The sequence below is a fragment of the Pseudomonas sp. AC242 genome (assembly GCF_979258655.1).
Map to the genome: position 1 here is coordinate 1404261 of NZ_OZ409873.1, position 13410 is coordinate 1417670.

Annotated in this window: 13 protein-coding genes and 1 pseudogene; 7 read left to right on the top strand and 7 right to left on the bottom strand. The window is 60.0% G+C overall.

What is annotated here, in order from left to right; all coding sequences use genetic code 11:
• Positions 1 to 9 precede the first annotated feature (9 nt).
• A complete protein-coding gene (locus ACZZ0A_RS06255; RefSeq protein ID WP_463542661.1) occupies positions 10 to 3228 on the top strand; it encodes a transporter substrate-binding domain-containing protein in 3219 nt (1072 codons plus the stop codon).
• Between the two features lie 11 nt (positions 3229 to 3239).
• Here ACZZ0A_RS06255 and dkgB read toward each other — a convergent pair whose 3' ends face one another.
• A complete protein-coding gene (gene dkgB, locus ACZZ0A_RS06260) occupies positions 3240 to 4043 on the bottom strand; it encodes a 2,5-didehydrogluconate reductase DkgB (protein ID WP_463542662.1) in 804 nt (267 codons plus the stop codon).
• A gap of 162 nt (positions 4044 to 4205) precedes the next feature.
• Positions 4206 to 5114: a LysR substrate-binding domain-containing protein gene (locus ACZZ0A_RS06265; protein ID WP_007913389.1), complete on the bottom strand. Its 909-nt coding sequence runs from the start codon at positions 5112 to 5114 to the stop codon at positions 4206 to 4208.
• 104 nt (positions 5115 to 5218) lie between these two features.
• Between ACZZ0A_RS06265 and ACZZ0A_RS06270 the strand changes: the two genes are divergently transcribed.
• The 4 genes from ACZZ0A_RS06270 (at position 5219) to ACZZ0A_RS06285 (ending at position 9190) form a co-directional block, all read left to right on the top strand.
• Positions 5219 to 6085: a pirin family protein gene (locus ACZZ0A_RS06270; protein ID WP_123374800.1), complete on the top strand. Its 867-nt coding sequence runs from the start codon at positions 5219 to 5221 to the stop codon at positions 6083 to 6085.
• A gap of 86 nt (positions 6086 to 6171) precedes the next feature.
• Positions 6172 to 6855: an isochorismatase family protein gene (locus tag ACZZ0A_RS06275; RefSeq protein ID WP_038363568.1), complete on the top strand. Its 684-nt coding sequence runs from the start codon at positions 6172 to 6174 to the stop codon at positions 6853 to 6855.
• A 56-nt stretch (positions 6856 to 6911) separates the two neighbouring features.
• Positions 6912 to 7538 (top strand): isochorismate family cysteine hydrolase YcaC, encoded by a 627-nt coding sequence (ycaC, locus tag ACZZ0A_RS06280; RefSeq protein WP_007913392.1) that lies wholly within the window; start codon positions 6912 to 6914, stop codon positions 7536 to 7538.
• A 209-nt stretch (positions 7539 to 7747) separates the two neighbouring features.
• Positions 7748 to 9190, top strand: coding sequence for a mechanosensitive ion channel family protein (locus ACZZ0A_RS06285; protein ID WP_127926561.1), 1443 nt, complete (start codon positions 7748 to 7750; stop codon positions 9188 to 9190).
• A 3-nt stretch (positions 9191 to 9193) separates the two neighbouring features.
• Here ACZZ0A_RS06285 and ACZZ0A_RS06290 read toward each other — a convergent pair whose 3' ends face one another.
• On the bottom strand, positions 9194 to 9775 hold the full coding sequence (locus tag ACZZ0A_RS06290) for a GNAT family N-acetyltransferase (RefSeq protein ID WP_463542663.1): 582 nt from the start codon (positions 9773 to 9775) through the stop codon (positions 9194 to 9196).
• Positions 9776 to 9904: 129 nt separating this feature from the next.
• Here ACZZ0A_RS06290 and xth point away from each other — a divergent pair, with 129 nt between their 5' ends.
• On the top strand, positions 9905 to 10699 hold the full coding sequence (gene xth / locus ACZZ0A_RS06295) for an exodeoxyribonuclease III (RefSeq protein WP_007913395.1): 795 nt from the start codon (positions 9905 to 9907) through the stop codon (positions 10697 to 10699).
• Positions 10700 to 10800: 101 nt separating this feature from the next.
• Complete coding sequence (locus ACZZ0A_RS06300) at positions 10801 to 11643, top strand: arylamine N-acetyltransferase family protein (RefSeq protein WP_463542664.1); 843 nt, start codon at positions 10801 to 10803, stop codon at positions 11641 to 11643.
• On the opposite strand, the gene ACZZ0A_RS06305 is transcribed toward ACZZ0A_RS06300, so the two are convergent.
• The 4 genes and pseudogenes from ACZZ0A_RS06305 to ACZZ0A_RS06320 all read right to left on the bottom strand — a co-directional run bounded on the left by ACZZ0A_RS06305 (position 11625) and on the right by ACZZ0A_RS06320 (position 13362).
• The gene (locus tag ACZZ0A_RS06305; RefSeq protein WP_463542665.1) at positions 11625 to 12056 is read right to left on the bottom strand and encodes a DUF4952 domain-containing protein; all 432 of its coding nucleotides are present in this window, start codon (positions 12054 to 12056) and stop codon (positions 11625 to 11627) included. The genes ACZZ0A_RS06300 and ACZZ0A_RS06305 overlap by 19 nt on opposite strands.
• Complete coding sequence (locus ACZZ0A_RS06310; RefSeq protein WP_463542666.1) at positions 12057 to 12386, bottom strand: hypothetical protein; 330 nt, start codon at positions 12384 to 12386, stop codon at positions 12057 to 12059.
• A 263-nt stretch (positions 12387 to 12649) separates the two neighbouring features.
• Positions 12650 to 12814 carry a hypothetical protein gene (locus ACZZ0A_RS06315; protein ID WP_463542667.1) on the bottom strand — a complete coding sequence of 55 codons (165 nt, stop codon included), beginning with the start codon at positions 12812 to 12814 and terminating at the stop codon, positions 12650 to 12652.
• A 48-nt stretch (positions 12815 to 12862) separates the two neighbouring features.
• Positions 12863 to 13362 (bottom strand): annotated as a pseudogene (locus ACZZ0A_RS06320) (PAAR domain-containing protein).
• Positions 13363 to 13410 lie beyond the last annotated feature (48 nt).

Genomic DNA, 13410 nt, shown 5'->3' on the forward strand with positions numbered 1-13410 from the left:
CGAGCGGACATGAAGCAGGGATGGCAGATTTTCTGGCTGTGGCTGAGTCTGATAGCCACCTGCTGGGCGAGTGACACGCCACAAGTGCTGCAAGTGCTGACCCGCAGCGGGCCGGAAAACAACCAGTTGCGCCTGGACGAACAGGACCGGCAATGGCTGCGTCAGCACCCGGTACTGCGCATGGGCGTTTCTGGTCCGGATTACCCACCGTTCGAGATCACCCGCAATCAGCATGAACTCGAAGGGTTGACGGCCGATTACGCTGATCTGCTGGCGCAGTTGCTCGGTGTGCGCATCGAAGTGCAGCGTTTTGCCAACCGCGATGCCGTGATGGCGGCACTCAAACGCGGTGATCTTGATCTGCTGGGGACTTCCAACAGTTTTGAAGCCGCCGACCCGGACTTCGTTCTGTCCCGTGCTTACGCCGAAGATCAGCCGATGCTGGTGACTCGGCTCGAAGAGCGGTTGCCGAGCGATCTGGCCGGCAAGCGTCTGGCCATGGTCGAGGACTATCTGCCACTGGTCAGCGTACAAGCGTTCTATCCCCAGGCCAGCGTGCAGCGCTACCCTTCGGCGATGGATGCGCTCGGGGCGGTGGCGTTCGGCGCGGATGACGTGTATCTGGGCGACTTCATCAGTGCCAACTACCTGATCAACACCAATTATCGTAACGACCTTCAGTTGGCCGGCCCGGCGGGACTGGACGCCAATTCGTTCGGCTTTGCCCTGTTGCGCAGCGACGCGCGCCTCAAACGCATCGTCGATAAAGCGTTGACCGCCATCCCCATGGAGCGCCGGCAACGTATCGAGCAACGCTGGAGCGCAGGCCTTGCCGAAATGGCTGAACAGTCGCGGGTGCAACTCAGTGCCAGCGAGCAGGAGTGGCTGGACCAGCATCCGGTGGTGCGCGTCGGTGCCATCGAAGATTTCGCACCGCTGACTTTTTTTGATGCCGATGGCCGTTTCAGCGGGCTGTCGGCGCAACTGCTGAGCTTGATCAGCCAGCGTAGCGGGCTGAACTTCGAAGTTGTGCGCGGAACGTCGCTGGATCGCCAGATCGAACAGCTCAAGGCCGGTGAACTCGATGTATTGCCGGTGGTGACACCGAGCAGCGAGCGCGAAACCGAACTGCAATTTACCCGCGCCTATCTGAACAATCCGTTTGTGCTGGTCAGTGCAATCACCGTGCAGGGGCCGCTCAACCTTGATGATCTGAACGATAAACGGCTGGCGATTTATCGCGGCCATCCGTTACGCGGATATTTATTGGAACGGGTGCCGCGCATCCGTCTGATCGAAGTCAAAAGCCCCGCCGAAGGCATGGCGTTGATCGCCAAAGGCCAGGTCGACGCCACGGTCAGCTCGTTGCTGGTAGCGCGCTTTCTGATCGCCCGTCACTACCGCGAGCGTCTGCGCATCAGCGGCACGGTCGGTGATCAACCGGCGCGCATTGCGCTGGCGACGGCGCCGCACATGCCGGCACTGCATTCGATCCTGAACAAGGCTTTACTGAGCATCGCCCCGCAACAGATGGACGAATTGGTTGAGCGCTGGAGCCACGATGTGGTTGTGGATGACAGTTACTGGTTACGGCATCGTCGCGAAATTCTGCTGGGCTTTGCTGGTGCCGCGGTTTTGCTGACGCTGGCGCTGGCCTGGATCGTTTTTCAGCGCCAGCAGATTCGTCGGCGCCAGCAATGGTTGCAGCAATTGCAGGAAGCCAAGGAGGCGGCGGACGACGCCAATCGGGCGAAAACCACGTTTCTGGCGACCATGAGCCATGAAATCCGTACACCGATGAACGCCTTGATCGGCATGCTTGAACTGGCCTTGAAGCGCGCCGAGGAAGGCCAGACCGATCGTTTGGCCATTCAGGTGGCCTCCAATGCCGGGCAACAATTGCTGGCGCTGATCGGCGACATTCTCGACATCGCGCGGATCGAGACCGGGCATTTGTCCCTCGCGCCGGAACGCGCCAACCTGCGCGAACTGGTGGTGTCGGTGTGTCGGGTGTTTGAAGGGCTGGCGCGCCAGAAGCGTTTGTTGTGGCACATCGAACTTGATGCTCGCAGCGATGTTGACGTGCTGATCGATCCGACGCGCTTCAAACAGGTGCTGTCGAATCTGTTGAGCAACGCGATCAAGTTCACCGAGGAGGGCGAGGTCAGTCTGCGGCTGGTGGTGACCGCAATGGTCGCTGAACACCTGGCGGTGAAGGTACTGATTGAAGACAGTGGGGTGGGGATCAGCGACGATGACCGGCGACGGCTGTTCAGCCCGTTCGTGCAGGCGGGCGCTGATTCGCAAGCGGCCCGCAGCGGCTCCGGACTGGGTCTGGTGATCAGTCGCAGCCTCTGCGAAATGATGGGCGGCACGCTGCGACTCGACAGTGCACAGGGTGAAGGAACGCAGGTCGAAGTCAGCCTCGAGCTGCCGCTGTTGGAAGCCCTCGCTCAGGCCCCGGCGCCGTCCTACACACTGATCGCCGCTACGTGTTCACTGAGTGTTCTGGTGGTGGATGATCACCCGGTGAACCGTTTGCTGTTGTGCTGGCAGTTGAGTGAACTCGGCCATCGCACGGTCGACACCGTGAACGGCGATGAAGGGCTGGAGCGCTGGCGTGCACAGGCGTTCGATGTGGTGATCACCGATTGCAACATGCCGCGGCGCAACGGTTATCAACTGGCGCAGGCCATTCGTGATGAAGAAGCAACGGCTGGTCGCGAACCCTGTCTGATCCTCGGCTTTACCGCCAACGCTCAGGTTGAGGAGCGCACGCGCTGCCTGAATGCCGGCATGGACGACTGTCTGTTCAAGCCGATCCGCTTGCACGACCTGGCGCAGGCATTGACGGCGGCCAGTCATTGCGACATCGCGGCTGCCCCCGGCGAAACGCCGGTGTTGGCGGAAATCGACCTGAGCACCCTGGAGCAAATGGCCGGGGATGATCATGCCCTGATCGAACAGTTGCGCAAGGAAGTGTTGAACAGTTTGCAGCTCGATCTGCAACGCCTTGATGATTTGCAGCCTGAGCAGGATCGCGCAGGGCTGCGTGAGCTCACTCATCACATCAAGGGCGGGGCGCAGATGGTGGGCGCAGCGCGGGTAGTGGCGGCGTGTGTTGATCTGGAGCTGGCGAGTCAACAGGCGCAAGCGGCAACGCTGGGCATCGCGGTCGAGACGTTGCGTGAGGCCATGGCCGGCCTCGCGCAACGTCTGCAAAGCTGACGGGTGTCGGGTCAGTCCCAATCAGGCGCGATGCCTTTCGGGCTGGTCAGGCGATGGCCGCGATCGAGTGTGGCAATCAGCGCCATATCGGCGTCGCTTAGCGTCAGCGCGGTGGCAGCAAGATTGCTTTGCAGGTTGTCACGTTTGGTCGACGACGGGATCACCGCGTAGCCCGACTGCATCGCCCAGGCCAGGGTGACTTGTGCCGGCGTCGCCTGCAGACGTTCGGCGATCTGCTGGAGCAACGGATCTTTCAACACTTCACCGTAGGCGAGGGTCATGTACGAGGTGATGTGGATGCCTTGGCTGCGGGCAAACTCGACTACTTTGCGGTTTTGCAGGTACGGGTGCAGTTCGATCTGGTTGGTTGCGATGTTTTCTGCACCGACCGCAGCAATAGCCTGCTGCATCAAATCGATGGTGAAGTTGGACACGCCGATCTGCCGGGTCAGGCCCAGGCGCTTGGCCTCCAGCAGCGCGCCCATGAATTCTTCGACCGGTACCTGGTTTTCCGGCGATGGCCAGTGAATCAACGTCAGGTCGAGGTAGTCGGTCTGCAATTTCTGCAGGCTCTCCTTGAGGCTGTCGATCAACCGATCCTTGGCGAAGTTGGCGACCCAGATCTTGCTGGTGAGGAACAGCTCGTCGCGTGGGATGCCGCTGGCCGCAATGGCCGCGCCGACATCGGCTTCGTTTTCGTAGATTTGCGCGGTGTCGATGACCCGGTAGCCGAGTTCAAGGGCGGTGCTCACCGAATCGATGACCACTTGGCCTTGCAGACGAAACGTACCAAGACCGAAAGCGGGTACAGACATGAAAGACTCCAGGGTTGCAGTGGGAATGGGCAGGAGTATCCGTGTCTGAATCGTTGAGAAAAACCGCTGGTGGGGCAAAGCACTGTTGATCAGAAGTCATGAATCTTTTCCAGGATTTGTGTTGTCCGGACTGGCCTCTTCGCGAGCGGGCGCACCACCGATTCAGGCAATGTCACTGTGGGCAAACTCCTCGCCGAGAAAATCAATCAACGTGCGCACCGACGGTAACAACCCGCGCCGCGACGGAAAGATCGCATGCACCACCCCGCACTTCGGCGCCCAACCCGGAATCAGCTCGACGACGCGTCCGGCGGCAATATCCTCACGCACCACCACACTCGGCAAGTGCGCCACGCCAACCCCGGCAATCACCGCCTGACGCAACGCGATCAAATCATCGGTGACCATCCGCGGCGTGTGGCGGATCAGCGCCGTGTGGTCATTCGGCCCCAGCAACTCCCATTGATATTCACGCTGCGCCGCGCCCCAATGCAGGCTCGGCAAACCATTGAGGTCAGCGGGCGAGGGCGGTGACGACAGGCGTTCGACAAACTGTGGGCTACCGACCACCGATTGCGTGCTGTTGCCCAGCACCTTCATGACCATGTCGGTGTTCTCCAGCGGCGGAAAGCGCACGCGCAAGGCAATGTCGAAGCCTTCGTGCAGCAGATCGACGCGGCGGTTGGTGCTCTCGATAAACAATTCCACCAGCGGGTATTTGAGCATGTAGCGCGTGAGCATCGGCCCGACCCACGAGTTGAGCAGCGCCGTCGGGCAACTCAGGCGCACCAGGCCCTGCGGTTCGGAGCGATTGCGCTCGATCAGCTCGGCGGCGCTTTCGGCTTCGACGCGCATGGCCAGGCAGCGCTGGTAATACGCCTGGCCGATTTCGGTCAGCGAGCAATGGCGGCTGGTGCGGTGCAGCAGGCGTACGCCGAGGCGCTCTTCCAGTTCGGAAATACGCCGGCTGAGTTTTGATTTGGGCATGTCCAGTGCGCGCCCGGCAGCGGCGAAACCGTGGTGTTCGACCACTTGGGTGAAGTAGTAGAGGGTATTGAGGTCTTCCACCATCGTTCTCCAGATAGAACGCTAAGGCTGATTTTTGCAGTCTAGTGCATTAATGGTCATGGATTTAAGCTTAATCCATCGCATCACTCACCCCATTGGAGACAACCATGAAAAACATCATCGGTATCTACACCAGCCCGCGCGGCCATTGGGTCGGCGATGGTTTCCCGGTTCGCACGCTGTTTTCCTACGACAACCTGGGCAAACACATCAGCCCGTTCCTGCTGCTCGATCACGCTGGCCCTGCCGATTTCACCCCGACCTCCGAACGGCGTGGCGTTGGTCAGCATCCGCACCGTGGTTTCGAAACCGTGACTATCGTTTATGAAGGCGAAGTGCAGCACCGCGACTCGACCGGCAGCGGCGGTGTGATCGGCCCGGGCGATGTGCAATGGATGACCGCCGCTTCCGGGATCCTCCACGAGGAGTTTCACTCGGAAAACTTCGCCAAAACCGGCGGCAAACTGGAAATGGTCCAGTTGTGGGTCAACCTGCCGGCCAAGGACAAAATGGCCGCGCCGGGCTACCAGACCATTCTCGACAGCGACATTCCGAGCATCGCGCTCAAGGACAATGCCGGCCGCCTGCGACTGATCGCCGGTGAGTTCGAGGGCCACAAAGGCCCGTCGCGCACCTTCACACCGATCGACGTGTGGGACTTGCGCCTCAACGCCGGCAAGTTGCTGACGCTGGATCTGCACGAAGGCCGCAACACCGCGCTGGTGGTGCTCAAAGGCTCGGTGCAGGTCAACGGTGTGGAATCGGTGCGCGAAGGGCAGTTGGCGCTGTTCGAGCGTGACGGCCATCAGATGACGCTCGAAGCCAGCCAGGACGCGGTGGTGTTGCTGCTCAGCGGTGAGCCGATCGACGAACCGATCGTCGGCCACGGCCCGTTCGTGATGAACACCGAGCAGGAAATCCATCAGGCGTTCGCCGACTTCCAGTCCGGCCGCTTCGGCCAGATGCACGCTTAACGCACCACCACTCCGCTCTACACAGGATGCGTAGGCCGGTTCGCAGGCCAGGGATGGCTGTCGCCTATAGAAAAGAGGACACGCACATGAACACTGTCAATGCAGCGAACTTCGACGGCCAGAAACCGACCATCGATGCCAGCGACGCAGCGATGTTGCTGATCGACCACCAGAGCGGTCTGTTCCAGATCGTCAAGGACATCGACGTGCCGCAATTGCGCGCCAATGCCGTTGCGCTGGCCAAAGCCGCGACCCTGTTGAAGATGCCGGTAATCACCACCGCCTCCGTGCCGCAAGGGCCGAACGGGCCGTTGATCCCGGAGATTCACGAAGCGGCGCCGCATGCGCAATACGTGGCGCGCAAAGGCGAAATCAATGCCTGGGACAATCCGGAATTTCACGCAGCGGTCAAAGCCACCGGCAAGAAGACGTTGGTGATCGCCGGAACCCTGACCAGCGTGTGCCTGGCGTTCCCGTCCATCGCCGCCGTGCACGAAGGCTACAGGGTGTTTGCCGTGGTCGACGCGTCCGGCAATCACTCAAAACTCGCCACTGATCTGACCGTTGCCCGTTTGGCCCAGGCCGGGGTGGTGCCGATCGACATCATGGCTACGCTTTCCGAGCTGCAAGGCTCGTGGAACCGTCCCGATGCCGAACAGTGGGCGGCGGTCTACGCCCAGGCCATGCCGCATTATCAATTGCTGATCGAGAGCTACCTCAAGGCTCAGCAAGTCGCGAACGAACACGAAGTGCTGGATTCCCAGCGCTGATCGAGTCCCCTGAGGCCGCCCCCCGTCGGCCTCTACCACCCGCGAGGATTACTGCTATGACCACTCAATACAAACGTCTGGACAAGAACAACGCCGCAGTGCTGCTGGTCGACCACCAGGCCGGGCTGCTGTCGCTGGTACGCGATATTGATCCGGACAAGTTCAAGAACAACGTGCTGGCACTGGCCGATCTGGCCAAGTACTTCAAGCTGCCGACGATCCTCACCACCAGTTTTGAAACCGGCCCCAACGGCCCGCTGGTGCCGGAGCTGAAAGCGCTGTTCCCGGACGCGCCGTACATCGCCCGTCCAGGCCAGATCAACGCCTGGGACAACGAGGATTTCGTCAAGGCGATCAAGGCGACCGGCAAGAAGCAGTTGATCATTGCTGGCGTGGTCACCGAAGTCTGCGTGGCGTTTCCGGCGCTGTCGGCACTGGAAGAAGGCTTTGATGTGTTCGTGGTCACCGATGCTTCGGGTACGTTCAACGAACTGACCCGCGATTCGGCATGGAATCGTATGTCCAGCGCTGGCGCGCAATTGATGACCTGGTTCGGGCTGGCCTGCGAACTGCACCGCGACTGGCGCAACGATATTGAAGGGCTGGGCACGCTGTTCTCCAACCACATCCCGGACTACCGCAACCTGTTCACCAGCTACAACAGCCTGAGCAACGATAAATAACCCGCCACCCCGTAAACCTGTGTAGGAGCTGCCGCAGGCTGCGATCTTTTGATGTTGTTTTTTCAAGATCAAAAGATCGCAGCCTGCGGCCGCTCCTACATGGGTTTTGCGGTGTTTTTGCGCGGGCATTCATGCTCTGAAATCAATTGCTCCTACACTTGCTCAATCTGTGCGATCTTCTCGCGATTGGCCCCCGTCGGAGTTGTTTGATGCTGTCTCTGCTCACCGAACACCCGTTGTTCTGCGCGTTGATCCTGATCCTCCTCGATCTGGGCCTGTGGCGTCTGATCAGTTCCCATGGCAGCGAGTGGAAACTGCTGGTGCGGGTGCTGATTTTCACGCTGTTCAGCGTGCTGCTGTTCAACGAAGGCCTCAACCCGATGGAGCCCGCACCGTGGGCCGACAACGTGCCGCTGCACCTGGCAGCGACCGGGTTGCAGATTGGCTGGTGGCTGTTCGGTGCGCGCACCCTGACGGTGTTGATCGGCGCGGTGATGATGCAACGGGTCGGGCACACCGGGCGGCTGTTGCAGGATTTGCTCGGCGCGGTGATTTTCCTCATCGCGATCATTGCCGCGCTGGCGTACGTGCTGGATCTGCCGGTCAAAGGCGTGCTGGCCACCTCCGGAGCGTTGGCGATCATCGTCGGTCTGGCCTTGCAGAGCACGCTCAGCGATGTGTTTTCCGGGATCGTCCTCAACACCACCAAGCCTTATCAACTGGATGACTGGATCTCGATCGACGGCACCGAAGGACGGGTCACCGACATCGACTGGCGCGCCACGCGCCTGCAAACCAGTCAGGGCAGCATGGCGGTGATTCCCAACTCGCTGGCGGCCAAGGCCAAGATCATCAACTTCAGTCGGCCGAGCAATATGTTTGGCGTCGCAGTCAGTGTGCAGGTCAGCCCGCATGCGCGGCCCAGTTCGGTGATCGATGCGCTGGAGCGGGCCATGCAGGGTTGCCGGCAATTGCTCGACACGCCTGCACCGAGCGTCGCCCTGAAAAGCTCCGGCAGCAGTGGCGCGGAATACGAGATCAGCGGTTTCGTCGCTTCGATGGGTGAGAAGCGGGTGGTGCGCAATCAACTGTTTGACCTGGCGTATCGGCACTTGCAGGCGTCCGGGGTCAACCTGCTGTCGAGTGATGAAAGCACTGCGCCGACCAATTTGTCGCGACCACGGGCGCTGCTCGACAGTTCGCCGATCTTCTCGACCCTGCGCCAGGAAGAAAAAGACACCTTCAGTCAGAACATGAGCCTGCAAACCTTCCGTGCCGGCGAAGTCATTCTCGCGGGCGGCGAGGTCAGCGATCATCTGTTCATTATTGAGTCCGGTGTGGTGTCGGTGACTTTGAAGCGTCACGGCACGCCGTTCGAATCCGGGCGCATGGGGCCGGGCGAGGTCATCGGCGAGGCGGGGATTCTGTCCGATTCCTCGCTGCCGGCGGACTTTTCGGCGAAAACCTTTTGCGTGCTGTACCGCATTGAAAAGTCCTACCTGAAGCCGTGCCTCGACGCCCGTCACGACATCAACGACGCGATGCAAGCCTTGCTCGATTATCGCCTGCACAAGGCGCAATCGCTGACCGAGGAAGCGCCGGTGGTGGCGCCGAAGAAAGGCTTCCTGCAATGGCTGCGCAGCCGCGCCTGATGGTTATGCGTGGGCAGCGAGTTTCCGTTCCAGGTGCAGACGCACCTGCGGCCACTCGTCGTCGATGATGCTGAACCGTACCGAATTGCGCTTGCGCCCGTCCGGCATGATCCGCTCATGACGGACGATGCCTTCCTGCTGTGCGCCAAGGCGCAGAATCGCATTGCGTGACTTCTGGTTATTCTCGTCGGTGGTGAACTGCACCCGCACGGAATCGAGCACGTCGAAGGCGTGACACAGCATCAGGTATTTGGCTTCGGTGTTGACGAAGGATTTTTGCCAGCTCGCGGAAATCCAGCTGCTACCGATTTCCAGCTTGCGATTGAGCGGGTCGATCTTCCAGAAACGTGTAGAGCCGATCACTTCGCCGCTCTCTTTGAGCACAATGACAAACGGCAGCACCGAGCCGGCGTCACGGCCATCGAGGGCTTTTTTCAGGTAGCTGTCGACGGTGCTCGCCGACGGCACGACCGTGACGGTGAGGTTCCACAATTCGCCGTCAGCGGCAGCGTGGAGCAGGGCAGCGGCATCTGAATACTGGAGCGGGCGCAAAAGGATGCGCTGACCTTGCAGCGTGGTTTGCATGGGGTTCAGGTCTCGGCGGAGCGGGCGAATGGCGAGCGCCTATTACGCCGCAGCGGGTGGATCCGATGCAACCGGCGCGATGTTCACGAGGTCAGAATTTTCACAGCCCATGGGCAGGAGCCTCAGCCGATGAAAAACCTGCGGATCGCCACCTACAACGTCAACGGCCTGCGCGCACGTTTGCCGAATCTGCTGGATTGGCTCAAGCGCGAGCAACCGGACATCGCCTGCCTGCAAGAACTCAAGTCTGTCGACACGGCATTCCCCGCCGCAGAGCTGGAGGCCGCCGGCTACGGCGCGATATGGCAGGGCCAGGCTTCGTGGAACGGCGTGGCGATTCTCGCCCGCGACGCGCAACCGCTGGAAAGTCGTCGCGGTTTGCCCGGCGATCCGGATGACAAGCACAGCCGTTATCTGGAAGCGGCGGTGCACGGCGTGCTGGTCGGCTGCCTGTACCTGCCCAATGGCAACCCGCAACCGGGACCGAAATTCGATTACAAACTGGCCTGGTTCGAACGGCTCATCGCGTATGCGAAGGATTTGCAAAGCAGCGATCACCCGGTGGTGCTGGCCGGTGACTACAACGTCGTGCCCACCGACATGGACATCTACAACACCCGTTCCTGGCTCAAGGATGCGCTGCTGCAACCTGAGAGTCGCGAGTGTTATCAGCGCTTGCTCGATCAGGGCTGGACCGATTCGCTGCGGCATCTGTATCCCGAGGATCGGCTCTACACCTTCTGGGACTACTTCCGCCAACACTGGCAAACCAACTCCGGTCTGCGCATCGATCATCTGCTGCTCAACCCGGCGCTGAGTCCTTATCTGCATGAAGCCGGCGTAGACGCATGGGTGCGCAACGAACCGCACGCCAGTGACCATGCGCCGACGTGGATCCGTATCGGTTCACGCAAGAAACGCTAGCAGGCGATTGGCGAAATCAATTGTCGAAAACAGTGCCGGATCCCGTATACATGGCGACCATCAACGCAGTGACCTGCGGCCCCATGCATAAGGATCGAGCAATGAGTGAGCCACGCCTGACGAATCGGAAGCTGTACCTGCAACGTCTGGGTTTTGAAAAGCCACCGGAACCCACACTTGCGACCCTGCGTCTGCTGCAATTGCGTCATACCGGCGTGTTTCCGTTCGAGAACCTGGCGACGATCAGCGGGGCGCCGGTGTTGATCGACCTGCCGTCCATTGAAGAAAAAGTCTTGCTCGGTGGGCGCGGTGGTTACTGCTATGAACTGAATAACCTGTTCTTTGCCCTGTTGCTGGAACTGGGGTTCGAAGCTCGGGCCATCAGCGGGCGCGTGGTAATGAATCAGCCCGAAGGCAGTTGGACAGCGCGTACACACCGTTTGAGTCTGGTGACCATCGACGATGTGCGCTACATCACCGATGTCGGTTTCGGTGGCATGGTGCCGACCGCGCCGCTGCTTCTCGATACCGAGACTGAGCAAGCGACCCCTCACGAACCTTATCGCATTGAAAAACAGGCCGACGGCTACATGCTGCGTGCCAAGGTGGCGGGTGAGTGGCGATCGATGTACCTGTTCGATCTGCAACGCCAGGAAGACATCGATTACACCATCGGCAACTGGTACGTCTCGACACACCCCGAGTCACCGTTTACCCAACGTCTGATGGTCGCGCGTACCGGCGATGGCTGGCGCAAGACGCTGAACAACGGCAGTTTCGCCATTCATCGCATGGGCGCCGAGAGCGAGCGGCGTGAGGTCGCGGACGTCGAGGATCTACTCGATCTGATTGAGGTTGAGTTCGGGATACGGGTCGCGAGTCCACAGTTGTTGAGGCCGGTGCTCGGACGCCTTATCCAGCCTGGTCAGGGATCCTCAGCGTAAGCATCGACCTGGATCGTGAAGCGATTGATCTTGGCCCACAATTCCCGTTGCCTGACCTCTGTTTCCTCTGAGCCAATGCTGATGAGGTAGTTGATGCCTGTTGCTGGATCTCTGAAACCATTTTGGGTCGAGTCCCAGACACAACAGGCGCGCGTGATCGGCAAAATCCCGAAGTGCTGTTCAAGGTACTGTTCGGCTTTCGAAGCATTGGCCCCGGATACTTCATAGCTGGCTGAAAATGGCTGGCCCATGCGGTCAAGCGCCTGTTTGCAGCCTTTGAATTCAACAAACGATGGCTTGTCTGCGAGCTTCGAAAGAAAGTCATCACAGCCAAAGTCGGCACTGGCACTGGCACTGCTGGCAATGACCAGCAGCAGCGCGGGTATCCATCGGATAAGTAGCAACCGTTTCAATTATTTCTCCACCAGCAATTCACCGACATATTTCCCGCCTTCACCTTTGACTCGCTGGCAGATCAGGTAGTCGTAGATGTCGTTCCATTTTATCAACTCATAAAAGGTGACACAGCCGTCGGACAAATGACCGACATGGATGTAACGGCTGCTGTTGCCTTTTGTACCTTGCAGTTCGATTGGAAACCAGACGTCGGTGCAATGCAGATTACCTTGTACCTTGTAGCCATCCGTGGAGATATTTCCGTGGGAGCGGTCAGGCGCCATGATCCGATGGCGTCCGGGTGGGATCGGGGTAAATTCGCCGCCCCACTGGCTGTTCAGCGTCACCTTCGCCGTTTTGCCATTGAAGCTGACCTGTGCCCATTGCTGCAGCAGTTTGCCTTTGAACTCCGAGACCGCATGGGCCGGTGCACCGGTGCACCGGTGTACTTGACCTTGACGGTGGCAGGCGCCGTTGGCGGGGTGTCCATCAGGTACTTCAAGGCATTTTCGGTTTTCAGGCTGGCCGTCTGCCCGACGAACTCCGAATTGCCGTCGGCGATCCGGAAGTAGGTTCGACCACCGGACTCCTTGGTGAAGGTCACTTTGGTTTATTCGCAGAGGGCGACGAGCGTGCCTTTAGGTTCGAGTTTTACACTCAGCCAGCCGTTTTCGTCAGCCCGTTTGGTGTATTTGGTGACAACGACTGCGGGATGCGTACTGCCACTCTGCCGGTTCGAGGGAGCCCGGTTATTGTTGAGGATTGCCTGCGCCATGCTGGTTACAACTCCCTTCAGGTGAATTCAGCCACTGGTTTTTCCTGCTCAGGCCAGGTCGTCAGGCTCCAGATGCAGCAGTTCGCTCGCTCGGGTCGAGACTCTCTGGGTCAGTCCGCGCTCATTGGTGATGCCGCGGATTACCTTGCCGGACGCGGTGGTGATTTTGTAAGCGAAGTCCGGGACAGGCTCGCCGTCGGCGTCCAGCAACGTGAACTGTTCGTCGAAACCGAGGTTGATCGGCGGAACGGGGCTGATCGCAGCGCCACCGCCGCTCTGGCCAATGATGACGGTGCCGGAACCGCCGACGATAACGTCGCCATGGCTACCAAGACTGCCTTGGGTGGCGGCGTTTTTACCGTTGATGAAGACGGTTGCGGAAATGTTGCCGCTGATGGAACTGCCGCAAGAGGCTGTGTCGCCGAGGCGCGCGGCTGGCAAACCATCGAAGAATACGTCGGGAGAGCCGGCAACTATTTTCTGCGCCGCATGGGCAGGGCAGGGCAGGTTGTGGCGTCTGTGGCGCGTGCAGCGGGTTTTCCACTCATGGTGACTTCCTTTTCTTGCCCGGCGGGGGGCATCCGTTGATCCGTACG

Coding starts and splice junctions, on each gene's coding strand:
- ACZZ0A_RS06255 (WP_463542661.1), top strand. CDS start 10: ATGAAGCAGGGATGGCAGATTTTCTGGCTGTGGCTGAGTCTGATAGCC.
- dkgB (WP_463542662.1), bottom strand. CDS start 4,043: ATGTCTGTACCCGCTTTCGGTCTTGGTACGTTTCGTCTGCAAGGCCAA.
- ACZZ0A_RS06265 (WP_007913389.1), bottom strand. CDS start 5,114: ATGGTGGAAGACCTCAATACCCTCTACTACTTCACCCAAGTGGTCGAA.
- ACZZ0A_RS06270 (WP_123374800.1), top strand. CDS start 5,219: ATGAAAAACATCATCGGTATCTACACCAGCCCGCGCGGCCATTGGGTC.
- ACZZ0A_RS06275 (WP_038363568.1), top strand. CDS start 6,172: ATGAACACTGTCAATGCAGCGAACTTCGACGGCCAGAAACCGACCATC.
- ycaC (WP_007913392.1), top strand. CDS start 6,912: ATGACCACTCAATACAAACGTCTGGACAAGAACAACGCCGCAGTGCTG.
- ACZZ0A_RS06285 (WP_127926561.1), top strand. CDS start 7,748: ATGCTGTCTCTGCTCACCGAACACCCGTTGTTCTGCGCGTTGATCCTG.
- ACZZ0A_RS06290 (WP_463542663.1), bottom strand. CDS start 9,775: ATGCAAACCACGCTGCAAGGTCAGCGCATCCTTTTGCGCCCGCTCCAG.
- xth (WP_007913395.1), top strand. CDS start 9,905: ATGAAAAACCTGCGGATCGCCACCTACAACGTCAACGGCCTGCGCGCA.
- ACZZ0A_RS06300 (WP_463542664.1), top strand. CDS start 10,801: ATGAGTGAGCCACGCCTGACGAATCGGAAGCTGTACCTGCAACGTCTG.
- ACZZ0A_RS06315 (WP_463542667.1), bottom strand. CDS start 12,814: ATGGCGCAGGCAATCCTCAACAATAACCGGGCTCCCTCGAACCGGCAG.